24 protein-coding genes are annotated in these 25,260 nt (G+C 63.0%); 17 read left to right on the top strand and 7 right to left on the bottom strand.

What is annotated here, in order from left to right:
- The first annotated feature begins 3 nt into the window (after window positions 1-3).
- Together BM171_RS16815 and BM171_RS16810 are read left to right on the top strand one after the other, a co-directional pair.
- Window positions 4-477, top strand: a complete 474-nt coding sequence (locus BM171_RS16815) for a CYTH domain-containing protein (protein WP_245760314.1) — start codon at window positions 4-6, stop codon at window positions 475-477.
- A gap of 102 nt (window positions 478-579) precedes the next feature.
- The gene (locus BM171_RS16810; protein ID WP_093015157.1) at window positions 580-2,742 is read left to right on the top strand and encodes an esterase-like activity of phytase family protein; all 2,163 of its coding nucleotides are present in this window, start codon (window positions 580-582) and stop codon (window positions 2,740-2,742) included.
- A gap of 412 nt (window positions 2,743-3,154) precedes the next feature.
- Here the strand turns inward: BM171_RS16810 and BM171_RS16805 are convergent, their stop codons facing one another.
- Window positions 3,155-4,105 carry a helix-turn-helix transcriptional regulator gene (locus tag BM171_RS16805; RefSeq protein ID WP_175497613.1) on the bottom strand — a complete coding sequence of 317 codons (951 nt, stop codon included), beginning with the start codon at window positions 4,103-4,105 and terminating at the stop codon, window positions 3,155-3,157.
- A gap of 101 nt (window positions 4,106-4,206) precedes the next feature.
- Between BM171_RS16805 and BM171_RS16800 the strand changes: the two genes are divergently transcribed.
- The 9 genes from BM171_RS16800 (at window position 4,207) to BM171_RS16760 (ending at window position 13,177) form a co-directional block, all read left to right on the top strand.
- The gene (locus tag BM171_RS16800; RefSeq protein ID WP_093015150.1) at window positions 4,207-5,094 is read left to right on the top strand and encodes an alpha/beta hydrolase; all 888 of its coding nucleotides are present in this window, start codon (window positions 4,207-4,209) and stop codon (window positions 5,092-5,094) included.
- 169 nt (window positions 5,095-5,263) lie between these two features.
- Window positions 5,264-6,331, top strand: coding sequence for an AraC family transcriptional regulator (locus tag BM171_RS16795; protein WP_175497612.1), 1,068 nt, complete (start codon window positions 5,264-5,266; stop codon window positions 6,329-6,331).
- Between the two features lie 95 nt (window positions 6,332-6,426).
- Window positions 6,427-7,389, top strand: coding sequence for a hypothetical protein (locus BM171_RS19035; protein WP_175497611.1), 963 nt, complete (start codon window positions 6,427-6,429; stop codon window positions 7,387-7,389).
- 52 nt (window positions 7,390-7,441) lie between these two features.
- Entirely contained in the window at window positions 7,442-9,217 is a 1,776-nt protein-coding gene (locus BM171_RS16785; protein ID WP_093015144.1) for a sulfatase family protein, read from the top strand.
- A gap of 69 nt (window positions 9,218-9,286) precedes the next feature.
- On the top strand, window positions 9,287-10,120 hold the full coding sequence (locus BM171_RS16780; protein WP_093015141.1) for a type 1 glutamine amidotransferase domain-containing protein: 834 nt from the start codon (window positions 9,287-9,289) through the stop codon (window positions 10,118-10,120).
- Window positions 10,121-10,154: 34 nt separating this feature from the next.
- Window positions 10,155-10,661 (top strand): hypothetical protein, encoded by a 507-nt coding sequence (locus BM171_RS16775; protein WP_093015138.1) that lies wholly within the window; start codon window positions 10,155-10,157, stop codon window positions 10,659-10,661.
- A 76-nt stretch (window positions 10,662-10,737) separates the two neighbouring features.
- Window positions 10,738-11,607, top strand: a complete 870-nt coding sequence (locus BM171_RS16770; RefSeq protein WP_093015216.1) for an SUMF1/EgtB/PvdO family nonheme iron enzyme — start codon at window positions 10,738-10,740, stop codon at window positions 11,605-11,607.
- Window positions 11,608-11,660: 53 nt separating this feature from the next.
- Window positions 11,661-12,071 (top strand): DUF4345 domain-containing protein, encoded by a 411-nt coding sequence (locus BM171_RS16765; RefSeq protein ID WP_093015136.1) that lies wholly within the window; start codon window positions 11,661-11,663, stop codon window positions 12,069-12,071.
- Complete coding sequence (locus BM171_RS16760) at window positions 12,068-13,177, top strand: alpha/beta hydrolase (RefSeq protein ID WP_093015134.1); 1,110 nt, start codon at window positions 12,068-12,070, stop codon at window positions 13,175-13,177. The genes BM171_RS16765 and BM171_RS16760 overlap by 4 nt, the downstream gene beginning before the upstream one ends.
- A gap of 456 nt (window positions 13,178-13,633) precedes the next feature.
- Here BM171_RS16760 and BM171_RS16755 read toward each other — a convergent pair whose 3' ends face one another.
- From BM171_RS16755 to BM171_RS16745, 3 genes are all read right to left on the bottom strand, one after another.
- Window positions 13,634-14,038: an IS1595 family transposase gene (locus BM171_RS16755; protein ID WP_245760316.1), complete on the bottom strand. Its 405-nt coding sequence runs from the start codon at window positions 14,036-14,038 to the stop codon at window positions 13,634-13,636.
- A 101-nt stretch (window positions 14,039-14,139) separates the two neighbouring features.
- The gene (locus BM171_RS16750; protein WP_093015130.1) at window positions 14,140-14,508 is read right to left on the bottom strand and encodes a hypothetical protein; all 369 of its coding nucleotides are present in this window, start codon (window positions 14,506-14,508) and stop codon (window positions 14,140-14,142) included.
- A 386-nt stretch (window positions 14,509-14,894) separates the two neighbouring features.
- A complete protein-coding gene (locus BM171_RS16745) occupies window positions 14,895-15,200 on the bottom strand; it encodes a hypothetical protein (RefSeq protein ID WP_093015128.1) in 306 nt (101 codons plus the stop codon).
- A 173-nt stretch (window positions 15,201-15,373) separates the two neighbouring features.
- On the opposite strand from BM171_RS16745, the gene BM171_RS16740 reads away from it, so the two are divergent.
- Window positions 15,374-15,718, top strand: coding sequence for a hypothetical protein (locus BM171_RS16740; RefSeq protein WP_093015126.1), 345 nt, complete (start codon window positions 15,374-15,376; stop codon window positions 15,716-15,718).
- Between the two features lie 132 nt (window positions 15,719-15,850).
- Here the strand turns inward: BM171_RS16740 and BM171_RS16735 are convergent, their stop codons facing one another.
- The 3 genes from BM171_RS16735 to BM171_RS16725 form a co-directional block, all read right to left on the bottom strand.
- Entirely contained in the window at window positions 15,851-17,200 is a 1,350-nt protein-coding gene (locus tag BM171_RS16735; RefSeq protein ID WP_093015124.1) for a hypothetical protein, read from the bottom strand.
- Entirely contained in the window at window positions 17,197-19,134 is a 1,938-nt protein-coding gene (locus BM171_RS16730) for a hypothetical protein (protein ID WP_093015122.1), read from the bottom strand. Before BM171_RS16730 ends, BM171_RS16735 begins: the two co-directional genes overlap by 4 nt.
- Before the next feature lie 256 nt (window positions 19,135-19,390).
- Entirely contained in the window at window positions 19,391-19,762 is a 372-nt protein-coding gene (locus BM171_RS16725) for a helix-turn-helix domain-containing protein (RefSeq protein WP_093015120.1), read from the bottom strand.
- 215 nt (window positions 19,763-19,977) lie between these two features.
- Between BM171_RS16725 and BM171_RS16720 the strand changes: the two genes are divergently transcribed.
- The 5 genes from BM171_RS16720 to BM171_RS16700 all read left to right on the top strand — a co-directional run bounded on the left by BM171_RS16720 (window position 19,978) and on the right by BM171_RS16700 (window position 25,187).
- On the top strand, window positions 19,978-21,174 hold the full coding sequence (locus BM171_RS16720; RefSeq protein ID WP_093015118.1) for a hypothetical protein: 1,197 nt from the start codon (window positions 19,978-19,980) through the stop codon (window positions 21,172-21,174).
- A 286-nt stretch (window positions 21,175-21,460) separates the two neighbouring features.
- Window positions 21,461-23,362, top strand: coding sequence for a heavy metal translocating P-type ATPase (locus BM171_RS16715; RefSeq protein ID WP_093015116.1), 1,902 nt, complete (start codon window positions 21,461-21,463; stop codon window positions 23,360-23,362).
- Window positions 23,363-23,720: 358 nt separating this feature from the next.
- Window positions 23,721-23,981 (top strand): PepSY domain-containing protein, encoded by a 261-nt coding sequence (locus BM171_RS16710; RefSeq protein ID WP_093015114.1) that lies wholly within the window; start codon window positions 23,721-23,723, stop codon window positions 23,979-23,981.
- Window positions 23,974-24,642 carry a cytochrome b/b6 domain-containing protein gene (locus tag BM171_RS16705; RefSeq protein ID WP_093015112.1) on the top strand — a complete coding sequence of 223 codons (669 nt, stop codon included), beginning with the start codon at window positions 23,974-23,976 and terminating at the stop codon, window positions 24,640-24,642. The genes BM171_RS16710 and BM171_RS16705 overlap by 8 nt, the downstream gene beginning before the upstream one ends.
- Window positions 24,643-24,659: 17 nt before the next feature.
- Entirely contained in the window at window positions 24,660-25,187 is a 528-nt protein-coding gene (locus tag BM171_RS16700) for a helix-turn-helix transcriptional regulator (protein ID WP_245760313.1), read from the top strand.
- Window positions 25,188-25,260 lie beyond the last annotated feature (73 nt).

The raw sequence follows: 25,260 nt of genomic DNA, 5'->3' as shown, positions 1-25,260 counted from the left end.
CCCGTGGAAATCGAACGCAAGTTCCTGGTCAAAGCCGAGCCCGACCTCGGCGACGCGACCTCTGTCGCGGTGCGCCAAGGCTACATCACGCGGCCCGGCGATTCCGTTTCGGTACGGTTGCGCCAAAAGGGCGCGAAATTCCTTCTGACGGTGAAATCCGGCGAAGGCCTCGTACGAGAAGAACATGAAACTCGGATCGAGCATGGTATCTTCGAGACCTTCTGGCCCGCCACCGAAGGTCGCCGTGTCGAGAAGACCCGCTGGACCGGTGCCCTGCCAAAGGGTGAGACCTTCGAATACGATGTCTTCGAGGGGTATCACTCACCACTCCGGTTGGTCGAGGTGGAGTTTGAAAGTCGCAAGGCGGCCGAGGCCTTCATCCCACCGGACTGGTTTGGCACAGAAGTCACCGGAGAGCGTGCCTATTCCAACGAAGTGCTCGCGACAGAAGGACTGCCCAGCGAAACGGCCCGCTGACACCTGCTCTCTCGCCTATCCTTGACGAGGACAACGCCGACGTTCACGCGTTTGTCATACGGCGCGGTCATGACATGCACATCCAAACATGGGGGACGTGACATGACACGTACTGGGCTTTGCCTGACCTCGTTGCTGGCGCTCGTCGCCGGCGGCGCAATGGCGCAGGAGATGAACTTTAATCGCATCGCAAGCTTCGATGTGTCCGAGAACGCCAGCGAGAATCCCGCTGCCGAGACATCGGCCGAGATCATCGCGGCATCCGGCGACGGCATGACGCTGATCTACACGAACAGCCCGAACGGCACCGTAGGCATGATCGGCATCGACGATCCCGCATCGCCTGCGCCGAAGGGAGAGGTCGCGCTCGACGGGGAACCAACCGCGGTCGCCCTTCTCGGGACCACGGCCTTCGTCGGCGTGAACACCTCACCCAGCTTCACCGAGCCCTCTGGCTACCTCGCCACGATCGACATGACCGCTGGCGAAAAGGTCGAAGGAGCCGATTGCGATCTTGGCGGTCAGCCCGACAGCGTCGCGATGGCACCGGACGGTAGCTTCGTTACGATCGCGATCGAGAACGAGCGCGACGAGGACGCGGGCGACGGCCGCGTCGGTCAGATGCCTGCCGGCTTCCTCGTCATCCTGCCGCTCGCGGAGCGCATGGCGGATTGCAGCGCGATGATCCAGGTCGAGCTGACCGGCCTTGCCGATGTCGCGCCCGAAGATCCCGAGCCCGAATTCGTAGACGTCAACACCGAGGGCGAGATCGTCGTGACCTTGCAGGAGAACAATCATATCGCGGTTGTCTCTGCCGAGGGCGAAGTCCTCAGCCACTTCTCCGCCGGAACCGTCTCGCTCGAAGAGGTCGACGCGACCGAGGACGATGCCCTGTCCTTTACCGAGAGCCTGTCGGACATCCCGCGTGAGCCAGACGCGGTGAAATGGATCGACGACACCCACTTTGCCACCGCAAACGAAGGCGACATGGACGGCGGCTCGCGCGGCTGGACCATCTTCAGCCAGGATGGCGAGGTGATCTACGACAGCGGTAACAGCTTCGAGCACGCGTTGATCGAAATCGGCCACTACCCGGAGGGCCGCTCCGAGAATAAGGGCGTGGAGCCTGAATCGGTGGAAGTCGCCACCTTCGGCGAAACCCCGGTGGTCTTCATCGGGTCCGAGCGCGGCTCCGCGGTCGGCGTCTACGACGTGAGCGATCCGGCGGCTCCGCAACTGACCCAAATCCTTCCCTCCGGCATTGGGCCGGAAGGCTATGTGGCGCTGCCAGAGCGGAACCTTCTCGTCTCGGCCAACGAGACTGACCTTGGTCCCGATGGCGGCGCGCGGGCCCACGTCATGATCTTCGAGCGTCAGGAGGCGGAAGCAGTCTATCCGATGCTCACCTCTGCCGGCGCGGACGAGCTGATCGGATGGGGCGCGCTCTCGGGTCTCGTCGCAGGTGAAGATGGCATGCTCTATGCTGTGAACGACAGCTTCTATGCAGGCTCTCCGATGATCTTCACCATAGACCCCTCTCAGACGCCCGCGCGGATCACGACTGCTATTCCCGTCACTCAGGATGGTGCGGCGCCTGCTGGTATCGACATGGAAGGCATCTCGACAGACGGCGCGAATGGCTTCTGGATCGCCAATGAAGGGCACGCAGAGAACGGTCGGCCTCAGGTCTTGTTCCACGTCGATGCCGAAGGCATTGTAACCGAAACGGTGGACCTCCCCGCCGACCTCGTCGCCGGCGCGACAACCAATGGCCTCGAAGGCATCACGAGAGCCGAGGATGGCAGCCTCTGGATGGCGATCCAGCGCGAATGGGCAGATGATCCGAAGGGACTGGTGAAGCTTTTGCGCTACGCGCCGGAGAGCGGCGACTGGTCCGCGGTCCATTACCCGATCGAAGCGGCAGAGAGCGGCTGGGTCGGCCTGTCGGAGATCACCTATCACGACGGTGCGCTCTATATCATCGAGCGTGACAACCAGATTGGTGCGGCGGCCGCGATCAAGCAGATCACGCGCGTCACTCTCGACGGGCTGGAGCCCGCCGCGCTCGGTAGCGAGCTTCCGGTCGTGGAGAAGGAAGTCGTGCGCGACCTGATCCCCGACCTGAGAGCGACGGGCGGCTACGTCGTCGACAAGGTCGAAGGCCTCGCGATCACCGCAGACGGTACCGCTTGGGTCATGACGGACAATGACGGCGTCGACAACAGCTCGGGCGAAACGCTCTTCTGGAGCGTCACGCTCAACTGAGCAAAAGGCGCCCGGAGACAATCCGGGCGCCTGACGCACGGCTCAGCCAAACCAGGAATGCCTTGTGCCCTCAGTATCGTTCGCGTGTCCGGCGGAGTTGGTGACGGTGCCGAAATCTCGGTTTCGTTTTTTCCAGATGTCCGCTATCCCAGCTCGGCGCGATGCATTCTGCCCGGTGCAGCGAAGGTCGGTTCTCCGCCGTGCCTGCAAGAAGGTGCGATCGGCCCAAACCTGCCATCCGCAGGATCGGGCACTTGCGTCTGGTTTTAGCGCTACAGGGTATCCGCTGTTCCGCGAAATCCACCAGCGATGCGCCAAGGAACCAATGCATGTTTCACAAAAAACTCGGTTAAAGAAATTTTCAGCGATCAAAAAGTTTCGCGCCGGTCAGAAACATGGATGGCCGCGGTCTCTAACTCCTCTGAGCGGCGCGCCATGCGGACGGGGTCGTGCCGAACCGGCTGTGAAAAGCACGGCTGAACGCTTCCTGCGAGGCGTATCCGACGGTTGCGGCGACGGTGTCGATCGTCGCATTCGAATGCTGGATCGCCTCGGCGGCTCGGTCCAGACGCCAGTGCCGCACATAGGTGCCAGGTTGATGGCCCATGACCTGCCGAAACCGAGCGACGAAGCTCGATTTCGACATCCCTGACAGCGCCGCCAGCCGTTCGTTCGTCCAGTCCTGTGCCGGATCTTTGTGAATCGCGGCAAGCACCCGCGCGATCCGGTCGTCCCTTGCCGCGGCGAGCCATCCCGGCAGCGTTTCGGCAGACTGCGCCCAGCGGCGCAAGACCTGGATGAGCAGCAGGTCCAGAAGCCGCGAGACCATCACCGCAGACCCCGGTCGCCCTGCCGCATTCTCCTGCAGGATCAGGTCGCAGACGAGGTCCAGCCAATCAATCGGACGCTGCACAAGATCGGTCAGAACGATGATCCGAGGCAGAGGTTGCAGCACCTTGGCGGCCAGGTCGGTGTCGAAGGAAAAGCTTCCCCAGAAGGAGCGCGTCGATGTCTCGGGAAAATTTTCCTCCATCGGTGTGGCGGCTGAGCCGAGAAACTCGTCGAAATCGCGTGCGACGCCGCCGCCGTTCAAATCGATGCGATGCGCATCGCCGTGCAGCAGCAGGGCCAGTTCGTTCGCGCGCAAGAGAACCGGATCCTCGGCCGCGACACGGATACAGATCTCACCGCGCTGGACATGATGCAGGCAGGGCGCGCGCGCCGGAAACAGAACGCTTTGCGGCCGCGTCGGCGCCAGAATGGCGGCCCTGTCCCCGCGCACCCGCACGACGCTCAGAACCGATGACAACGGGTCCGCGCCCCCGTTTGGTGTTCTTGCAAGATGTTCCGCTTTTTCGATCATGGCGCGTCTCCTGGTGACGAAGCATCTTTCGGTCATCGAAACAGGGAAGCGACCGGCTTTTCGGAAGCCGCAACCCCGCAGCCGTACAAAGGAGACGACCCATGACCGAAGCATCCCACCTGTCCCAGCGCGAACGCAAGGAGATCGACGCGGCCAATGCAAGTGGCCGACAGCCTGTCCTGTTCGTGCACGGGCTCTGGCTTCTCGCAAGCTCTTGGCAGCCCTGGACCGAGATGGTTGCGGCCGCCGGCTACGCCCCGGTCTGCGCGGATTGGCCCGGTGATCCGATCACGCCGGACGCCGCGCGCGCCAACCCACAGGCGCTGGCGGGCACCTCCATAGGCACGATCCTGTCGCATCTGGAGGCTCTGGCGGGTGCCCTGCATCGCGAGCCGATTCTGATCGGCCATTCCATGGGGGGCCTGCTGGTGCAGATGCTGGCGGCGCGGATCGGTGCGGCCGCCACGGTCGCGATCTCACCCGCGCCGTTCCGCGGTGTTCTGCCGCTGCCCGTGTCCGCGCTGCGGTCGGCCTTTCCGGTGTTGGCGAATCCGCTGAATATCCGTCGGGCTGTTCAACTCACCCCGGCGCAGTTCCGCTACGGCTTCGCGAATACTCTGACAGAGGCCGAATCCAACCGTCTCTATGAAGAGCATCACGTGCCGGCCCCGGGCCGACCGCTGTTCCAAGCCGGGCTGGCCAACCTGAACCCGTGGACCGAGGCGCGCGTGCCGCGGCGTGATGCGCAGCGCGGTCCGCTGCTGATCATCGCCGCGGAAAGGGACAACACCGTTCCCGCCACCGTCAGCCGCGCGGCCTATCGTATCCAGACCCGCGATACGTCGGTTACCGAGCTTGTGACCCTGCCAGATGCCGGCCATTCGCTTGTGATCGACAGTGGATGGGAGCGCGTCGCGCAGACTGCGCTGAACTTCATCGGCGCACAAGGCATGACCGACGGGACAACTTTGCGCGCTATGGCGTCATAGCTTCAACGACAGGTGGCGGTCGGTGGGCGACAGTGCGAGGCGTCGTCCACCCAGTTCCGCCTGCATGTCTTATGTGCACGAGCCTGCAAGCCGCGCATTAACTCGCGGTCGGTCATTGCCCGATGCGTGCAAGTTGGCCACTATAGCAGCGAGCCCCACGGAGCATGTTGTGACGAAGCACAAGCGCTTCACGCCAGACGACCCGGCTTTGCCGATGAACTATCCCGGCTTTGTCTTTCGCGTGCTACGCGAAGGCGGCTATCCGCCGGAGGCACTGTTGTCGGACACCGGTCTTGACGAGGCGCGGCTGAGCGATCCGCATTTCCGATGCGGGTTCCAGCCTCTGCAGCGCCTGTTTCTGAATGCGATGGCGCAGACCGGCGATCCGCATCTGGGAGTCACGCTGGCCCTGAGGTTTCAGCCCACGTACATCGGCCTGCCGTCCTACACGGCCATGAATGCCGCCAATTTCCGCGACGGGCTGAATATTCTGGAGCGGTTTTTTCGCCTGAATTTTCCCGCGTTCGATTTCAAGGTGATCGAGGCACAACCGGAATTGCAGGTCGGCGATGCGGCCATTCAGCTGAGGTCCAGGTTTCCGTTCACCGGCATAGAGTATTTCGCCTTCGGCAGTGCCATCGTGGCCATCAATGGTCTGTTAAAGGCTATGCTGGCCGCCGATGTCGTCGCGACGGGCGCCGACATGGCCGTCGCAGCGCCCGATGGCTGGTCCGCCGTCGAGTCCAGGCTCGGCTTTCCGGTTCGGTTCGAGGCCGCGGAACACCGGATCGTTTTTCCTGCGGTTCTGCTCTCGCACCCGTTGCCCGGCGCCGATCCGATCAATCATGCCCGGTTTGTGGTGCTGTGCGAACAATTCGCCGCCGAAATGGCATACGAGACGACACCGGTTGCCGAGGTCGTGGCCTTCCTCGACGCCGCGCCAAGCCTGAACGTGCCCCTTTCAGAGGTGGCCGCCGGGCTGGGCTATTCCGAGCGCAGCTTGCGCCGCCTGCTTGATCGGTCGGGCACATCTTACCGCAAGCTCGTGGATAAGGTCCGCGAAAGCCGTGCAAGGGCGCTGCTGGCCACGGGCATGCGCCCTATCAAGACGATTGCCGGCGCGGTTGGCTTCGATTCGCCCTCGAACTTCGCGCGCAGTTTTCGGCGCTGGACGGGGCTCAGCCCGAAGGCCTTTCGAGATCAGTCGCTGGCTAAGGATACCCTTGGCCGAAAATGAATGTCCTATGGCCGATGATGATCCTGACCCGGCATCGCTCACACGCAGACGCAAGGTAAACTCCCCCGCACAGCAGTCTTGCGGGAGCGGGGTTTATGCCATTCATAAATATTCCTACGACAGGTGCCGTAGCCCATGCGGGCGCCCGCGGCCGTCAGCGGACGCGCCTCGGGACCTTCATCCTCGGCCTGTCCCTGTCGGCAGTTGTCGCGCCCCCGGCGTGGGCCCAGGCGACCAGTCTGGACCAGACCGACACGACTCGGAATGCGTCCCTCCCGCGCGAAAGCGGTGGCCAATCGGCCGACCTTCTGTCCGCCTTCTTCGGGCTCGACAACGCGTTGCCGCGTCTCTCCCGGTTGATCTGTCGTGGCGCCCCCGGAAAGGACGGGATGCCCGTGGTCTTCTCGACCGAGATCGACCCCACGACCCTGCAGGCGGGCGACTTCCGGGTCACCAAGGCGTCGGGCGCCACAGGCGACATGCACTGCGTCACGCTCCTTCCCGCGACCGATGCCGGCGAGTTGCGCACGGTCCTGCTGGTGGGGGAATTCGGCGATGCAGACGCCGATCCGCCGGTGTCGGTCGAAATCGTCGGTCACCTTCACTCGATAGACGGGACGCTGGACTTCCATGGCGCGCAAGTCGACGCCACCCCCTTGGCGCCCGGCCCGAGCTTGGTGATGGCCGAAATCGCGAATCCGGCCGCGCAAGACCTCGGCCTTGGCCAGCGCCGCACCGACGGGGACGATTGCCCGACTGACGGCATCGTGCAGGCGGTGCGCGTGGTTTGGGCGGGCGGCGTCACTTTAGAGAACGGCGATGAGCCGGGCGATGCGGAGCGCGATCTCTACCGCGTGACGGTGCGCGCCGCCGACGGCACGGAGCGGGATGTCACGCCGACCGCCCTCGCGGACCTGGGCGACGGCGACAACAATCATCTGCTGTGCCTTGATACCGGCGATACGCCGGTCGCCGTGTCGTTTCCTGAGGGCGTGCTGACCGACCCGAACGACGATTTGAACCCCACGACCAATGTCGCCGTCCGTCCGGCTCAATAGCGGTTGGATACGCCACAGCCTTTTCAGAACGCAGTCCCATGAGGCCCTCAACATGACCGGACCCACCCGAACCGCGCTTGGCGCGTTCACGATCATCGCGGCAACGGTTCTGCCTGCCATCGCCCAGGAGACGCGTCCCAACATCCTGGTGGTGTTGTTTGACGATGTCGGCTTCACCGGCTTCGGAGCTTATGGCGCCGATGCGAGCACCCCCACCATCGACGCGCTGGCGCAATCGGGGACGCTGTTCTCGCGCTACTACTCCTCACCGTTCTGCGGGCCCAGCCGCGCCATGCTGATGACCGGTCAGGACAACCATGAGACGGGCATGGGCACGCTGGTCGAGACGGTAACGCCCGATCAGAGCGCATTGCCCGGCTACTCGATGGTCTGGGACGACGATCAGCAAACCATCGCGAGCCTGCTGTCGGGGGCCGGATACCAAACCTACGTCACAGGGAAGTGGGGTATCGGCGCCAAGGGCAAGAACCTGCCCGACCGCTTTGGTTTTGACCGCTCCTACGTGATGGATTCCACCGGGGGCAGTAACTACGACCACAGCCACTACCTGCCGGGTTACCCCGAGGTGTCCTGGTACGAGGACGGGGAGCCGATCCGGCTGCCCAAGGATTTCTATTCCTCGCGCAACCTCGTCGACCAGATGATCCGCTACATCAACGAAGGCGATGCGGAGCAGCCGTTCTTCGGCTTCCTGTCGCTTCAGGCGGTGCACATTCCGGTCCAGGCCCCGGCCGAGTTCATCGACAAATATGACGGCGTGTTCGACGCCGGGTGGGACGTCATGCGAGAAGAGCGCCTGCAGCGGGCCATCGACCTGGGCCTCGTCCCTGCGACCACGACACTGGCCCCGGTGCACGAGGATCATCGCGCGTGGGAGGATCTGTCGGATCGGGAAAAGGCGGTGGCCGCGCGCGTCATGCAGGTCAATGCCGGGATGAAAGATGCCGCCGATTTCCATATCGGGCGCCTGCTGGACCATCTCGAATCGACCGGTCGGCTGGAGAACACCATCGTCGTCATCACTTCGGACAACGGGGCCGAATCCGGTGTCACGACGCTGGACAACCCGGTGTTCAACCTACTGCTGAGCGGAGTTCACAGGCTGGAAGGGATCGACACCTCGCCCGAGAACATGGGCCTGCCCGGCAGCCTGAGCGCCATAGGGCCGGAATGGGCCTCGGTGGAGGCATCGCCTTTCAACCTTTACAAGTTCTACTCCAGCGAAGGCGGGCTGCGGGTGCCGCTCATCATCGCCGGTGCGGGTATCGAGGCCACGGGGATTCAGGACGCCCCGGTGCATGTCGCCGACCTGATGCCCACCCTTCTTGACGCAGCGGGCGTCGATTATGACGCGGGCGCCCTTTTCGGGCAAAGCATCCTGCCGCTTCTGTCCGGTGAAACGGACGAGACCCGCAGCCCGGACGAAACCTTCGGCGTCGAAGTCAGCGGCAATGCGGCGCTCTATCGCGGCACCTGGAAGCTGGTACGCACTGCGCTGCCCCGCGGAGACTTTACGTGGCGGCTCTACGACCTGTCGGTCGATCCCGGCGAAACCACCGACCTTTCTGCCGAAAACCCAGAGCTCTTTGCCGAGATGCGTGCCGAATACGATGCCTATGTCGAAACGGTCGGCGTCTTCGAACTGGGGCGTGATGACTATGCCGAAGCCCAGTTGTTTTCCAATTTGCTGGAACGGACAACGGCCAAGTACTGGCCGTATCTGGCCGGTCTGGTGCTGGTGCTGCTGGCCGGCCTTTACGCCCTCTTCCGGCTTGTACGGCTGGCAATCCGCCGACCGGCTCACTGACCCTTTCTCGTGAAAATGGCGCCCCGGGGCCGGGGCACGTTCCAAACACCTGATTATCGGAGACTTATCATGAACTGGATCGTCGTCACCCTGCTTGTCCTGGCTCTACTGGCCATCCTCACGTATCTCTACCTGCCCGCGTTTCTGCGCCTGTTGGGTATCCACCGCCACTACACGATCCCAGATTTTGACATGACGGGGCGGCGGGCGCTGATGATCTGCACCAATCACGACCGGCTGGACCCGCTGAAGCGGGACACCGGCGCCTTCGGGTCGGAATTTACGGTGCCCTATTACGCCTTCGTCAACGCCGGCATGGAGGTCGACATGGCCTCGCCCAAGGGCGGCGTGATCCCGATCCAGCCCGGGTCTTGGTCCTGGCCGCTGGCCTGCGACGACGACAAGCGCTTCATGGCCGACAAGAAAGCGATGCACGACCTCAAGAATTCCAAGGCCATCGCCGATCTGGATCCGAACGATTACGACGTGATCTTCATGGCCGGCGGCTGGGGCGCGGCCTATGACCTGATGCAAAGCGAGGAACTGGCCGATTTCATCACGCGGGCGAATGCCTCCGGAAAGATCCTCGGCTCGGTCTGTCACGGCGCGCTGGGTCTGTGCAGCGCCAAGGGGCTGGATGGCGAACCGCTGGTCAAAGGCCGCCGCGTGACTGGCGTGACCAATGGTCAGATCAACACCTTCGGCATCGCGGTCACCCCGAAGCACCCGGAGGAGGAACTGCGCAAACTGGGCGCGATCTACGAATGCCAGCACGCTTTTCGCGACCCCTTCGCCACGCACACCTCCATCGACGGCAACCTGATCACCGGCCAGAACCAGAACAGCGGCTATGAGACGGCGCACCGTATCCTCGAAAAGATCGCCACGCAGCGGAACGTCTGACCCGGCCTGTCGCGCCCTCTGGAGACGTCTGACGATGCACACCACGCATGACATTCATTTCGGTTGGAAACCGTTGGAAAAGGCCGCCTTCGGGCTGATCTACGGCGCGATCATGGTGCTGAGCCTGATCATGGCCCTTGGCGATACGCCCGATGCCCCCTTCGAACCGGCCATGGTGCTCTTCGGCTCGGTTCTGGCAGTAACGCTCGCCAAGGCGTTCTCAGAGCTTCTGTCCCACGGGATCGAGACGGGCGAACGCATCCTGAGCCGGCGGGCCTTGCTGACCGCGTGGCAGCACAGCCACCCTACACTGCTGGTCGCGAACGTGCCGACCGCGCTGTTCCTTGCCGTCGGTCTGGGATGGCTGACCACGGACGCGGCCACGGCGCTCAGCCAGGTTTTCTGCGTAGCGATCCTTGTGATGCTCGGCGCTCGGTTCGGCTGGGTCGTAAGCCGCGGCGCGTGGCTGCCCGTGGCCGGTGCGCTCTTCGCCGGGGGCGTTGGTTCGGCCCTGGCCCTGTTGAAATACGCCATTCACTGAACGTCAGATCGGTCCCATGCCCAGGAAATCGCACTTGAAATACGGCGCAAGCGCGGCTGTTGCCGCGGCTGTCCTTATGACCGCGCTGGTTGTGACTCCGAAGGATGCAGCGCCATCGGCCGCGCAATCCGCTTGCGCGCTCGACGCGGCAAGCCTCGGCGGCTTTGTTGATATTCCCGGCGGCGGGTTTGTCATGGGCGTCGACCCGGTCTTTCCCGAGGAAGGTCCGCCGCGCAAGGTGCTGGTCTCGCCGTTCCGCCTGCAGGCCCATGAGGTCACCAACAGCCAGTTCGCCGCCTTTGTCGCCGAGACGGGCTATGTCACCGAGGCCGAGCGCACTGGCGGCTCGGCGCAGTTCAGCGAAAGCGAGACGCCCGAGGTCTTCCTGTCGTGGTGGTCGCTTAACGCCGAGGCGACGTGGCGCTCCCCGGATGGCGAAGGGTCGGACCTGTCGGGCCGCGATCTGCATCCGGTGGTGCATGTCACGCTCAACGATGCGCGCGCCTATGCCGCCTGGGCCGGCGCGCGCATGCCGACCGAAATCGAGTGGGAATACGCCGCAAGCCTTGGCCTCTTCGATCCGATGGACCCGGAATCGGGCATCCGCGCCCCCGATGGTAGCCTGCGCGCCAATATCTGGACAGGTCTGTTTCCGGTCCTCAACTCGCGGCGCGACGGCTTTGCCGGAACCGCCCCCGTCGGCTGTTTCGAGCCGGGGCGCACGGGCGCCTACGACATGATCGGCAATGTCTGGGAATGGACCGACAGCCCGTTCGCGCCCGGCGTGCCGCGCGCCACGATAAAGGGTGGGTCGTACTTGTGTAGCGAAGACTACTGCCAGCGCTACCGCACCGCGGCCCGTGAGAGCCTCGAGAGGGACTTCAGCACCGCGCACGTGGGTTTTCGTGTCGTGCAAAGCATTGGGAACTCGGATGAGTTACGATAACCGACATTTTGGCCCGCCAAGGCAATCCATGTGCCAATACGCGAGGTCCGCTGATGTTTATTGACCGGGCACAGAAGCTCTTCTTGCTGGCGATGAGCATCGGTTTGTTTCCCGTGGCGCTGTCCTATGGCGCGCTGCCCGAAAAAAGCTTGCCGTTCCTCTACGGCATCGGCGAAACCGACCTCCCCACGCGGCATGTCTTCCGCGCCGTCATGGGCCTTTACCTTGGCATGATAGGTTTCTGGCTGATCGGTGCGGTGAACCACGACCTGCGGATGCCCGCGCTATGGAGCGTCTTTGTGTTTGTTGCCGGCATTGCGTTGGGCCGGGTCCTGAGCCTTGGACTCGACGGCTGGCCGGGATCCCTCCTGGTTTTCTATCTGGCTGCTGAAATCGCGCTCGCGGGGGCAAGCGGGTACCTGATCATCAGGGCGGCGTGCCGCAAGATCACGGAACGCGCATGATCCGCGACGGAGGTACTTTGGAAAACACTGGAGAGATCGTCAAAATGACACTACGTGCCACTCTTTTCCTGTGCTTGTCTCTCGCAGTTCTTGCCGGATGTACCGGCAAGCCAGAGAGTTTCGTCGCGCCGAACGCCGAGGTCGGTTCGGCGAAGGTGCAACGGATCTACCTTGCAACAGATCGCATCCTCGCTCCAGATCTTTCAGGGACCACAAAACGCGGCGGCGCACTTTCCTTTGCGCAGTATGACATCACGATCCCGCCCGGTCATGAGCCCGGCGAGGTGGCATTCTCGGCCACGAATCCCGACCCTACGCAAAGCTTCACCGTCGCCGGCGCGCGCGCGATCGCACGCTTGCCGGAGCTCGGCCAAATTGTCCGCGCCGAGGCCGGCTCTCTTGGCCGCCCCATCGACGGCCCGGTGGTTTACGTTCATGGCTTCAACACGGCCATGGAATACGCCGTCTATCGCCACGCCCAGATCGCCCACGACTACGGGCTTCAGGGGCCGCAGGTCACCTTCGCCTGGCCGTCAATTGAACGGACCTTGGGATATGTGCGCGACAAGGACAGCATCCTGATCGCCCGCGATCATCTGGAGGAATTGCTCGTCGAGCTAACCGGGGACAACCAGAACGTGTTCGTTTTCGGCCACTCAATGGGCACGCAGCTCGTGGTGGAAACCCTGCGGCAATTGTCGATCACGGGGCAGAAAGACGTCCTGAGCAGGATCGGCGGCGTCATTCTCGTTTCACCCGATATCGACCTCGACCTGTTCGAGGCCCAGCACGAACGCATCGACCCTATGCCCAGCCCTTTTGTCGTCATGACCTCCGAAAGCGACTATGCGTTGCGCTTCTCTTCGCTGCTGACCGCGCAACCGGAAAGATTGGGCTCGGCGCGGGATCGCGACCGCCTCGCGGCGCTGGACCTTCTGGTGCTCGACCTCTCGGGGCTGCCCAACGCGCGCAACCACTTTCTGGCGGCGACGTCGCCCGTCGTCATCGATATCGTGACGAGCGCGCGCGAGGACGTTCTGGCCGACCGGTTTCCGAGTCGCGGCGTTATAGACGTGGCCGCCGTTCAGGCCGGAGCGCGACATTAGGGCGTCAAATGTCCGTGGGAAGCAAATGTTATAGGCGTCCTGCCTGCTCTACGCTCAAGTCCGGTCCGGCAAGAAATGCCCCCAGACGAAGGAATGTCTCATAGATGCTCGCCCTAATTTGGGCTGCACGGCACAGTCTTGGCAGCAGACTTTCGTTACAGCTGCAGCGAAGGTCCGGTCTCCGCCCTCTCTACCGCCTTTCTTCGCGGGTGCAGGGAAATCTGAGCAGGTGCGGCGAACGGCGGGAAGGTCCCGCCCTGCTGACCTTCATCCTCCGAAAATGCTGCATGATGGACGAATGGCCGGTCCGGCGAAGCTGCACCGCGGCGATCGGCGAGGGACTGAACGGCAGGTCTGGGCCGATCTCGACAGGACGTTCATCGCTGCGTCTGCGAACTGGCCACCTCAAGCGACAGTCAATTCGGGCTCGAAGCAGACCTCTGCGCGACACCTGGTTTACGATGCGCGGACAATCTCCGCCGGGCGCATACCCGCCAGCCGCACCTCCAGCCAGCGAATATAGCCATTGAGGTTCTTCGAGGCCGGTCCGCAGAATGGCTTGACGAACCTTTTGTAGCGGGCATGGAGCGAGTTAACGTTTTGGATGTGATAGCAGCCTAAAGCCACGCGCGTGCCGGCCTTGCTGCCGACCACGAAGTGTTCGATGCCGCTCGCTGCTGCGAGATTTTTATAGCCGTTAGCGCCATCCGAGCAGAGCACGGCGGCGCTTGGCACCAGTGGCCTCATGGCCCGCTCCAGCGTCACGCCTTTGCGGTCCGGCAGGCGGCGGAAGAGGTGCGCTCCGCCGCGGTCAGCGACGGTTAGAATGGGGAGCTGCCACTTCGAGAGGCCTCGCATCATCTTCAGCACCTGCGTGGCGAAGTCTTCCTACCTGGGGCGGGGCGGCGGCGTGACCTTTTTCGGATCTGCGAAGTGCCGGACCCAGATGAAGCATCAGGTCGTCAAGCCGACCAAGCGCAAATAATTTTCCCGTTCTTTTCGACATACGCCTGCAATACCAACGCGATAAGCAACGCGTCATCGAGTTCGGAGCGTGCATCAGCTTCGCTCGGACTTAGATCATTTAATGCGGTCTCGATTTCTCTAAGGGAAGGCAACTCTGACGACGCTTTCTGATATTTGGCACCTCTGCCGGCCAGTTCCGAAGCCGTTTCCGCAAGGTCCTCTTCGTAGACCCAGAAGTCAGAATACGGCTCCTCGACGATCTCGCCCTGCTTGGTGCCAAGAGCGATGAAGAAAACCTCCGGCTTGCGCAAGTACAGGATCTCTTCTCGGCTTTCGCCATCCAGAAAATCAACATCAAGTCCCATGGCTATTCCTTTCGGGGTTTGGGTCGGTGGATCGGAGTTCCCAATCAAAGGATGAATGTCGCAACGGGCTTTCGCTTTGATCCGCTGGGTTTGCCCGGGCCGTCGGCGATGATGAACGATGCGCCTGGCCTTGGTCTGCCTGGCACTCTTAACAATTGGGTTCAGCAACGGAGTCGCGAACCTTTTCTTTCAAAAAAAACCGCCTTTTGGCGATGCTCGCCTGTGCCTGCATCGCGCAGGCGAGGCTGTCCTGCGGTGATCACGCTGACGCGCTCATCGCCGTGTCTGAAGACGAGATTGCGCGATCGCAAGGTCGCCAAAAGGGAACTCGCCAGATCTTTTGTGCGCCCCGACGTAAGCCGCCGGAGCGCACATTCTTTGCCTAGCTATGCTGAAAGTTCACTGAGCCTTGCCCCGTGCCAGCGATGCGCATCCCGCGCGGCCTCCGGCACGTCTTGGGCGACTTCGAGCATGGACCGCGCGCGGTCCACGAGCTCGGCCACGAGTGCGGGATCAGGGTGTTTCTGGCTCAGCGCACCGAGCAGGTCGCAGCACAGGTTGACGCCGACTTCACCCGCGACGACCTCGAGAATGTCGCAAAGGCTCGCGCCGTGCCATTTGCAAAAGTGCGCGATTTGATACGCATGGATATGCGCGCGCTCGGCGTTCGGATCTTCGAATGAATCCTTCATGGTGAGTCTCCGAGCGTCCGGTGTCAGCCACAGGGCTGATCTTCGAACCGGCGCTGACAAAACCCGCCGCCTTGGAGACACGCGGCGGCGGGGTAGAGGGCTCACCTTTGAGATCGTTCTCTTTCGATGGATGAAAGCGCATCTAGGAGCAAATCCGTGAGCCGACAGATCATATGCACGAGCTCGCTCGCGGGATCGATTTGAGCGAAGTGTCCAGCTTCTTCGCTTTCGAGGCCATCGACGCCGTCGAGCATAAGAAGCCTCACGAGCTCGCCCGCCAGCTGTCGGGCAGCGCGGGTGACCTCCGTCGCCTTTCGAAGCTGAGCGTCGAGGCGGGAGACGAGACGCACGCCACGCGGCCCCCCAAGCGCTTCGGCAGCGTCGTAGAGTTCCTCGCCATGAAGAGAGAAGAGGATATGAAGCGCGGTGCCTTTGTCAGCACGAACAGGTTCAGCCCGCGTCACGGCGGGAGCAAAATGCTGCATGCAGTTTCCTTTCAGAGTATTGAGTTGGGTTGAGACCAAAGATCCTGCAGGCTTTTATGCGACGCAGCGCGTCATCCTTGGATCGGGTCTCAAGTTGAGGACCCGGGCCCAAGGATGGCGTCGCCGCGGACGCTCCCTCTCCCACTTTTGCATAAGTGACGGGCTCTATCCTTTGGCGATCTGCCACCGCATCTCTGCCCAACCTTTCGCGGCCGCCTCGCCTTCGCTCTCGGATCGGTAAGCGTCTCCAGCACGGCTCGTTCTGTGACCGAGATGAGAGGAGATGACATCCGCCGCGCGCTCGGGATCATGCCGGCGCATGTAATCCGCAGCGAGCGTGCGCAGGTCGTGCAGCGGAACGCCGATCGCGACTTTGACCACCGAGCTCGGCCATTTCTCCGACATCGCTCTTTGACCGAGTGTCAGCCAGTTCATGCCAAGAAGGGCGCGATAGCGCATATGCACGAACCAATCGGGGCGGCCGCCGAGAATCAGCGCATCCAGAACCTCGGACACTTCGGGCCAAAGACGTCCAGCTTCGGTTTCATACCCGGTCTTGCCCTGTTCCCAGGCGAGCACCCATGTCCCGTCGCTTTCTCGGACCAGCTCTTCTCCAAGGCACCACCGGGACACGTCGCCTGTCCGGCCGGGCTTGTTCATGCTGACTGCACAGAGGGCCGTCGCTTGAAAGAGCTGTACCTTCTCGGAAGCATGGTCCGGCAGTGCTTCGGCCTCCTGCCGCATCTCGCCAATACGATCCGCGATAAAGGCAAAGCCACCGGCTTCCGTGATCTTTGCCAGACGCGGATATTTCACCTTGCCGACCGCGCGCGCATTCTCTCGAAGGTCTTCGACGATAAAGCGCAAGCTTGCCAGCGCATCTTCGTGCGCCCCGCCGTGCTTGCCGAGCATGATCAGGCCTTCGAGGTAATTTGCGATCGTCGCCGGTCGCAGGGGCTTTTTCCCCGGCTCCGTCTCCCGGAACGCCTCGACGAGCGCGATCCCCGTCACAAAACCCAGTGTTTCAGATCCATGGCCCGCGGCAACGAGCTGGGCGCAACGATGCACGGAAGCACGATAGCGCGCCAGGCTGCTCTCTTTGATTTTTGCCTCGGCAAGCCGTTGCTCCATTTTCTGCCAACTCCGCGGCCAGGTGTTAGGGTCAATCCGAGGTTTCTGAACTTTTTCTCCCCCGGCAGGCTGCCGGGGCTTCGGCTTTGGTCGGCGCGACACCCACTCTGCCTTCACCTCAACCGCCGAGGAGGTCGAGACATCCGGCGCATAGCGGGCGAGCGCCCGAAGAAGCGCGCGGAAGGTCGACTCCGAGGCGGCCGCCTGGCGGAAGCTCTCCGCGCTGGGGGCCGCCACCGGTTCGCGCCGATCCTGCAGGATCGCGAAGAAGCGCCCTATCACTGCAGCCGCGCCCGGCTCGAGCGAAGCGGCGTCCTCAAGCATGGCGCGCTTCACGGGCAAGGGAACCGGTTGCAGGTGGTCGTCGAGCGAAGGATGGGTCATTTGAGTCTCCGCTTCATGGATTTGAAGAGCGCGGGATGCCGCGCGAGCAGCGCCGCGCGCACTGACTTCGCGGCCTCTTCGCCGCTGTCCCGCCCATAGTGACGTCGCACGGTCTCTTCCGTGTCACCGAGGACCGCTGCGGCCTTGGCGAAGTTGCCGGGCTCGATCGCGAGAATGAGCGTTGCCAGCGCGTGCCGGCAGAGATGCGGCGTCAGGCCCAGACCAACTTTCTGAGCCCCGAGCGCCCACAACTCCGCGAAGCTGGACGCTGACATGCAGCCATGGGGCAGGGTGATCACGTCCTTGACATTGCGCGGGCTCGCCTGCCCCGGGAAGATGTAGGGACTGTCGGAGAGACGCATTAGCTCCAGAAGGCGGGGGCGGTGTCTTTCCATCCAGTCCGCGAGGATCTGCGCATCCGCGCCAATCACATGGACCGTGACCTCTCGATCATTCTTGATCTCGCCCGGTGCGAAGCGCAGTTCGGCATGTCCGCCCTTGCGGACCCATGTGAGGTTGCCAGCGATTTCCTGACAGCCTTGGCACCGAAGCGCGATGAGGTTGGCGGGCCTTAGTGGGCGCGACATCTGGATGGCGTGCAGCACGGCCGCCGCAAAGAGCCGGAGTGCTGCAAGCTCGCGCTGTTCATCCTGCTGATCACGCGCGTCTTTGAGCCACGCCTCTGCCTTTGAAGCGAGGGCTGCAGGCGCATTCACGAGCTTCGCCGCAAGGTCCGGCCGCCGTTGCAGCAGCTTGCAGATCTCTTCGGCATGGTCATGCATCTCGCGCGGCGTGACGACGTAATCGTCAAAGACGACGCGCAGCACGTCCACATGCGCGACGATTTCCGGGTCGTAGAGCCCATTCCGCGCGATGGCTCTCAGGTTCTTGAGCCGGTTCCCCAGCGTTTGGGTCTTCTTAGGGGCTTTCAGCAAAAGCGATGCCTGGGACCGGGCGATTTGGTCCTCGATAGCCTTGGAGATGCGGTCGCGGGTCATGAGATCCCGCAGACCTGCGATCTGGGACAGGCCACCTTCATGCTGTCTCACGCTGCGCGCGAGCCAGGTTACTGCACCCTGATATCCCGAAAGAGCAGTCTTGCTGTTTCTCGGTCGGCGGCCCCGTATCTTGACCTTCTGCGCCACGGCCTGGTCGATCTCGAGAGACGCGACCCCCGCCGCCATCTGCGCCTTTGCCCAGGCGCTGAGATCGTCCTGGGTCATCAGCACTTCGCGGAACACGGTCTCCGCATCGCAGCGCATTGCTTCCGGAAGCGATGCCCACAGAATGCGCTCCGCGCGATCGGAGGATTTCGGGATCTCGAAATTCGTCTTCGACAGCAGCGGCCGGATCTCCGGCCAGGCATTCATGCCGCGCTGCAGCCTGTTCAGAAGTTTCACCCCACGCTGCAGCGATTTCCGCTTCTCCGTTGTCGCTTCTGCGAAGACACGATCGATCTCGCCTTGATCGAGCTCCGGCAGCGGCACCTGGCACCGGGCGCGCAACGCAAAGAGGCATTTATGCGTGGACGTCGTGAAGCGGGCACCATGCTCGACGAAGCCTTCATGCGCGCGAACCCAGTCGATCAGGTCTGTATAGCTCTGCGCCACGTTTTCCAGGGTAGGCGGTTGGTCGCACTGAGCTGCCCAGAACCGCTCGAGCAACCCGCGGACACGCGAGTTTCCGCGCCGCCGCGCCTGTTCGAGATCCTTGCTGCTCGAGACCATGCCGTAAGGCGCGGGTGCAACGACCTGCTCGAAGTGCTTCAGATCTGCCGGCAGGAGGCCGATTTCTTCGAGCGCCGTGTTCAGCCGCGCAGGCACCTTCTTCAGCTCATAGATCGCGTCGCGCTTTTCCCCGGTGGCTTCCGCCCATGCGAGCACGTCACCGAGCGTCGCTTGGGGGATCTCGATCTTGTTTGGTTGATAAATCATGTCTTGCTCCTTTTCATGGCCTCGGTTCGGAGTGTCTTCGGACCCAAAGACACTCCGAACCGGGCCATGGCCGGAGCAGGAGAGCTACGCGTAAGCTGTCGGGGTTTCGCACATCCAGTCGGGGTTTTCCCCGGATTCGCACGGACAGGGTCAAACATGACGCCGATGAATGATTGGGGGCGCATGTGCGACAGACGCAGCCCTCCCGCCCGTGTCAGCGAGCTCCCGGCATTTTCTGTGCGACGCACGAGATCACTCATCGCCACCACTCCCCCGGCAGGTCGAGATCCTGCGCCCCGCGCAGCCAATCGGTCACGTCATGCGGGTTGAACCGCACTGCGCCAAAGACATTGCGTGTCGGCAATCCGGCCTCGATCCAGCGCTCCACGCTGCGCACGCTGACGCTGAGCGCCTCTGCCACCGCTTTCTTGCTCAGGAGCGGCTCGCGGTAACGCGCCTGTCCCGCACCGCGCGGCATGCGGCCCTCTTCGCAAGACCAGACATCCGTCCACTTGAGCCGGTATGTCCGGCCGATCTTGATGGCGGGTAACGCCCCCTCTTTGATTTTTCGTCGCAGCGTGTCGGGCTTCAGCCCGTAATGCTCTGCGACCTCCTCGAGCCTTAGCATTATTCTCTCCTCTTCAGTGGCAAAGAGAAGATGGGTCCGGAGGACATCCGCCCAAAAGAAACGGAAACAAATGCCAAAGATGGGACCGGCCTAAGAATATCCTTCTTAGAGCACCCCCACCTTTGTTGTCGCGACGGGACCCGGACTTTTTCACCCAAAACGTTTTGCGCGGACACGAGACGATCAGAGGTCTTCAAAAATCGAAGGAAGACCGCATGCATTTCGACACAGAACTCCACGCCTCCGCGCCCATCCCGGACTGGCTTGAGCCCAAAGAGGCGCGCCAACGGCTCTATCACGAGATGTCTGATTTCATCTCATCTGTAGCGGAGGAAAAGGACGTGCCGGATGAGGTTGCGCCCGCAATCGCGTTCAAGGTGACCGCGGGCCTTGGCAAGACGTCGACCGCGCTCCGCATTCTTGCCGAACAGGGGTCCCGGCTTCTTCAGCGCGGTCATGTGATGATCTATATGCCCACGCTCGATCTCGCGGACCGCGCCGCGCGCGATTTTGCCGCTTTGGGCACGGGCTTGCCTATCCAGGTCATTCGCGGCCGCACCGCACCGCGGAGCGATGATCCGGACACGCCCATGTGCAACCGACACGACCTTGTGCGCCAGGTTCAGGGCCTCGTGCCATCGATCACCCAATCTCTGTGCCGCGCACGCTCCAAATCCGGCAAGATACGCCATGCCCCTTGTGCGCAAGGCTGCCACTACCTTGCGCAGAAAGAGGTGACGGGCACCCGGATCATCTTCCTCGCGCATACCTATCTCGACGCACTCCCACCGATCGACCAGCGTGTGCCTGTCGCGATCCGGATCATCGATGAAAAAGTCTGGTCGACGCGTGTGAAAACGATGCAAATCTCTCTGGACGATTTTCTCGACCCGCCGGGAGCCGCTTTTCCCACGGATCTGCAGGAGGAGTATCTGGAGGCGCGGACAAAGCTCGTCGCCGCGCTGCGCGTTGGCAAAAGCGTTTCGGCTGCATTGCAGGACAAGAGGTTTGCGTGCGATCGCCTTGAGGCCTTTTGCAAAGCGGAGGCCGAGATACGTCCAGAGCTCGAGATCTTTCCGTGGGACCCCCGCAAAACTACGGCGTTCCGCATCGACATGTTCGATCGTCGTGCGTTTCAGGCGTCACGGAAGCGCCAAGCGATTTTCAGGCGTCTGGCGCAAGACGATCCCGCACTCGACGCCCAGCTGACGCTTGGGACAGTAAAGGAGAAGGGTGAGACGCGGCGCGTCATCAAGCTGCACTCTTTCAGGTCATTGCCACGAGATGCACCGCTGATGCTGCTGGATGCGGATGCCGACCCCGAGATCACCAACCGCCTCGCCGAAGGAGCGCGCTTCGTTCCGATCGAAGCCAAACCGGAGGCCGAGATTATCCAAGTTTCGGGAAAGTGAGCGCGCCTAACCGCGAGCGACTTCGCCTCGATGACGAGGAGCGACGGGGGGTAGATTGGGCTCTGGCGTCCCAAGGCTCCGAGCCTTGAGATCCAGAAGCTGCCATCTGCAAGTCCGAGCGCCATCCTGTTTTGGGCCGCCACGCAAGCACGCAGGTGGGCGCAGATGCCTCGACGCCCTGGTCCTCTTGCGCGATGATGATGCCGGTGCATGGGGCTTGGGTGTTCGGACGACGACTTGAGGAACAGCCGGCGGCAATCGCCTCAGCGGAGAGGAGATAAGCCGCGTGGACACGATCCGTTCCGATTACCTGAAGACAGCCTTGCTGATCACTGCCGCAGTCGGCCTGGTTTCGGGACTTGTCGTTTCCTTGTCCGGCCGACCGGATGCGGCGAACGTGATTTGGATCGCCGGGGTCGTTCCCGCACTCGCCGCGCTCGTGGTGGAGATCTTGGTCAGCCTTCGCTCGGGCGAGGTCGGCCTCGATATCGTCGCCGCGCTGTCGATGTCGGCGGCGCTCTTCTTTGGCGAGGAGCTTGCCGCGGCGGTTGTCGCGGTGATGTATTCCGGTGGCACCTTCCTCGAAGCCTTCGCCGAGGGCCGGGCCCGCCGTGAAATGCGCGACCTTCTCTCCCGCGTGCCCCGCACGGCGACACGGCATCGCGACGGCGGGCTGGAGGAGGTGCCCCTCGATGAGATTGCGCCGGGCGACCGGCTCTTGATCCGGCAGGGAGACGTCGCGCCGGTCGATGGCAAGGTGGCCTCGGATACAGCCTTCCTCGACACCTCCGCGCTGACGGGCGAATCCCTGCCGATCCGGCTGACGCGCGGGGCGGAGGCGATGAGCGGCTCGACCAACGCGGGCGAGGCTTTCGATCTGATCGCGATGCGAGAAGCCAAGGACAGCACGTATGCCGGGATCGTTCGGCTGGTCGAAGAGGCACAAGCCTCGAAGGCGCCGATGTCGCGGCTTGCCGACCGCTGGTCGCTCTGGTTTCTGGCGATCACGGTCGGCATCGCCTGTGCCGCTTGGTGGTTCACCGGCGATCCGATCCGGGCCGTTGCCGTGCTCGTCGTCGCGACGCCCTGTCCGTTGATCCTTGCGGTGCCAGTCGCGCTGGTCGCTGGTCTATCGCGTGCGGCGCAGTTCGGCGTGCTGATCAAGGGCGCAGGGCCACTGGAGACCATGGCGCGCATCGGAACGCTGATCCTCGACAAGACCGGCACGCTGACGGAAGGCCGTCCGCAGATCATGTCAATCGAGAGCTTCGGCGACTTTGCGGAGGCCGACATCCTGCGGGTGGCCGCCGCGCTTGACCAGGCGTCCAAGCACCCCGTGGCGCAGGCCATCGTCGCCGCCGCGCATGCGCGCGGCTTCGTTCTGCCCGCCCCCTTCGACGTCGCCGAGACCCCGGGTGAAGGCATCGCTGGCCGGGTCGAGGGCCGCACGGTCATCGTCGGGGGGGATGCATTCGTCGCATCGCGCATCGGACAGGAACCGGGCGGACATCCCGTCGCCGGTTCGGTCCTCGTTGCCGTCGCTATCGACCGACAGATGGCAGGGCTCCTCGTGATGTCCGATCCCCTACGGGTCGACGCGCGCCTGATGCTCGAGGGTCTGCGCCGCCAGGGCGTCGGACGTATCCTGCTCGCCACCGGCGACCGCGCCGACGTGGCCAAACAGGTGACCATGGGGCTTGGCCTCAACGGGCTGCACGCCGGTCTCACACCCGACCAGAAGGTCCGGCTCGTGCTGAACGAGCGCAAGCGCGGGCCCGTCATGATGGTGGGCGACGGCGTCAACGACGCGCCGGCGCTGGCTGTGGCTGACGTGGGTGTCGCGATGGGCGCGCGCGGCGCAGCGGCTTCGGCAGAGGCGGCGGACGTGGTGCTACTCATTGACCGGATCGACCGGCTCGGGCCGGGGATCGACATCGCGCGCGGTGCCCGGCGCATCGCCGTCGAAAGCGTCGTCGTCGGGATCGGACTGTCGATCATCGGCATGATTGCCGCCGCGTTCGGCTACCTCACCCCGGTGCAAGGAGCCCTCCTGCAGGAGCTCATCGACGTTGCCGTGATCCTGAACGCGCTCCGTGCTCTTCGCATCACGCCCCATGAATGGGCGGCCGGCACCGTGAACACTGCCTCCTCCGCGACGGCCGACATCGCCCGAGGCACCACGCCCTGAGCCGACTCGTGTCTTGCGAACTCCGCTTTGTGTTTCGCATCGCATGGATGCGATCGGCCCTGCTCCGACGCAACGAGAGCGCCTGGCCGAATACGGCTCTCGTGGTCGAAACGACGCGGCGGGATCGAAAACTGAAGCTGTCGTCGGTTTGTGCGTGGGCATAGCTCTCCGGCCATCGACAATTCAGGCCCGACCGGTCGGATGCGCCAAGAAGTCATCACGTCGCCGGAATAAGCGCGCGCTTATCGGGCCCGTTTTCAACATTCATCGGATCGACCTCGACCACGATCTTCGTCCTGATCGAGCTTGGCGGCGACGATAGGAGCGCCGCGGAAACAACCCTGAAAGGACGATCTCGATGAAACTCGTTTACCTCACAGCTCTTGTTTTCAGCGCTGTTCCGTTCTCCGCCATGGCCATGCCTGCGGTCGGTGACTTGGTCGGATCCAACCCCGAAGACGCCACAGCTGCTCTTGAAGCGAGCGGATGCATGTCGCCACGCTTCGAGGCTGAAGATGGAGAGATCGAAGCCAAGTGCAAGGATGCCGACGGCAAGAAATGGGAAGTCTATATTGCGCCGAACACGGGGTTGGTGACGGAGATCAAGGCCGATGACTGACACCCGGACGAACGCCGGTGCGCGCGACGGGGGCGCCGATGCGCCCCCAGAGCTCTGGGATCCACTGGTCCGTTTGACGCATTGGGGCGTCGCGAGCGCAGTCGTGGCGAATGGCCTCATTACCGAGGATGGCAGCGCCCCGCATATCTGGGTCGGTTGGGCGGTCTTCGGATTGCTGGCGCTTCGGTTCGTCTGGGGCTTCACGGGACCGCGCGAGGCCCGCTTTTCCACATTCCCGCCCAGACCGATCGCGGCTTTGAAGCATCTCAGCGACCTCTTGCGAGGAACGCCCAAACATTATCCCTCGCATAATCCGGCAGGCTCGATCATGGCTTACGCCTTGTGGGCATGCCTGGGCCTGGTGGTGCTTACGGGTCTTGTGATGACTGATGCTCAAAGCCCCCTTTCGATTTCCGAGCAAAAGGCGGCCGTCGCAGCGGGTGACTGGTCCGTGCTTGTGGAGGGCGAGGAAAGCCGCGATCATGAAGGTGTGAAGGAGATCGCCGAAGAGACACACGAACTTGCAGCCAACCTCGTTTTTGTCTTGGCCTTTCTGCATATTGCCGGGGTCGCGCTCGAAAGCCGCCTGCTCGGACGAAATCTTGTGATGCCGATGCTGACAGGCCGGAAAAAGAGCAAGCGGGACGCCGGAGCCACGTGATGAACAGGCCCCGCCCCGTGGTGATCGCCGCCATAGTGATCTTGCAGGCTGTCGCGACCGTGTTCTTTGTGGGTGACGCTGTCACGGATCTGCTGAACGCTCCGTCGGCCCCTCACAGTTTGCTGGAGGCGTTCGTCGCGGTCGCCTTGATCCTGGGTGTGATCTTTGCCGGGTGGCAGCTTCGAGTCACGCTCGAACGTCTGCGCAGCCAGGAGCGTGCTCTCGACACCGCCCGCGGTGCGCTCGCAGATGTCATAAGCGCTCAGTTCGATGCATGGGGATTGACGCCTGCGGAACGCGATGTCGGTGCATTCGCGCTCAAGGGCCTGGACGTGGGTGAGATCGCCGAGTTGCGCGGCGCGGCTCCAGGGACGGTGCGGGCACAGCTTACCCGGATCTATTCAAAGGCCGGAGTGACCGGACGCGCGCAATTTGCGGCCTGGTTCGTGGAAGATCTTCTTGAGACCGGGCTGGCCGTCGCAGAAATTGATCGATGCGGCGCCGCGACAGGACAGCACGAGCGGCCTCAACACAGAGAAACATGACATGAACGCTCGTGGGGTCCTAGGAAGCATCGCGGTAACGACACTATTGCTTCTCTCAGTCGAGAGCGGGTGG

The organism is Roseivivax halotolerans, assembly GCF_900115815.1.
Classification (GTDB): Bacteria; Pseudomonadota; Alphaproteobacteria; order Rhodobacterales; family Rhodobacteraceae; genus Roseivivax; species Roseivivax halotolerans.
This window is presented reverse-complemented; position numbering and strand designations above follow the sequence as displayed.

Coding starts and splice junctions, on each gene's coding strand:
- BM171_RS16720 (WP_093015118.1), top strand. CDS start 19,978: ATGCATTTCGACACAGAACTCCACGCCTCCGCGCCCATCCCGGACTGG.
- BM171_RS16730 (WP_093015122.1), bottom strand. CDS start 19,134: ATGATTTATCAACCAAACAAGATCGAGATCCCCCAAGCGACGCTCGGT.
- BM171_RS16770 (WP_093015216.1), top strand. CDS start 10,738: ATGACCGCGCTGGTTGTGACTCCGAAGGATGCAGCGCCATCGGCCGCG.
- BM171_RS16780 (WP_093015141.1), top strand. CDS start 9,287: ATGAACTGGATCGTCGTCACCCTGCTTGTCCTGGCTCTACTGGCCATC.
- BM171_RS16710 (WP_093015114.1), top strand. CDS start 23,721: ATGAAACTCGTTTACCTCACAGCTCTTGTTTTCAGCGCTGTTCCGTTC.
- BM171_RS16725 (WP_093015120.1), bottom strand. CDS start 19,762: ATGCTAAGGCTCGAGGAGGTCGCAGAGCATTACGGGCTGAAGCCCGAC.
- BM171_RS16760 (WP_093015134.1), top strand. CDS start 12,068: ATGATCCGCGACGGAGGTACTTTGGAAAACACTGGAGAGATCGTCAAA.
- BM171_RS16750 (WP_093015130.1), bottom strand. CDS start 14,508: ATGGGACTTGATGTTGATTTTCTGGATGGCGAAAGCCGAGAAGAGATC.
- BM171_RS16755 (WP_245760316.1), bottom strand. CDS start 14,038: ATGATGCGAGGCCTCTCGAAGTGGCAGCTCCCCATTCTAACCGTCGCT.
- BM171_RS16800 (WP_093015150.1), top strand. CDS start 4,207: ATGACCGAAGCATCCCACCTGTCCCAGCGCGAACGCAAGGAGATCGAC.
- BM171_RS16775 (WP_093015138.1), top strand. CDS start 10,155: ATGCACACCACGCATGACATTCATTTCGGTTGGAAACCGTTGGAAAAG.
- BM171_RS16810 (WP_093015157.1), top strand. CDS start 580: ATGACACGTACTGGGCTTTGCCTGACCTCGTTGCTGGCGCTCGTCGCC.
- BM171_RS16765 (WP_093015136.1), top strand. CDS start 11,661: ATGTTTATTGACCGGGCACAGAAGCTCTTCTTGCTGGCGATGAGCATC.
- BM171_RS16745 (WP_093015128.1), bottom strand. CDS start 15,200: ATGAAGGATTCATTCGAAGATCCGAACGCCGAGCGCGCGCATATCCAT.
- BM171_RS16705 (WP_093015112.1), top strand. CDS start 23,974: ATGACTGACACCCGGACGAACGCCGGTGCGCGCGACGGGGGCGCCGAT.
- BM171_RS19035 (WP_175497611.1), top strand. CDS start 6,427: ATGCCATTCATAAATATTCCTACGACAGGTGCCGTAGCCCATGCGGGC.
- BM171_RS16805 (WP_175497613.1), bottom strand. CDS start 4,105: ATGATCGAAAAAGCGGAACATCTTGCAAGAACACCAAACGGGGGCGCG.
- BM171_RS16735 (WP_093015124.1), bottom strand. CDS start 17,200: ATGACCCATCCTTCGCTCGACGACCACCTGCAACCGGTTCCCTTGCCC.
- BM171_RS16785 (WP_093015144.1), top strand. CDS start 7,442: ATGACCGGACCCACCCGAACCGCGCTTGGCGCGTTCACGATCATCGCG.
- BM171_RS16740 (WP_093015126.1), top strand. CDS start 15,374: ATGCACGAGCTCGCTCGCGGGATCGATTTGAGCGAAGTGTCCAGCTTC.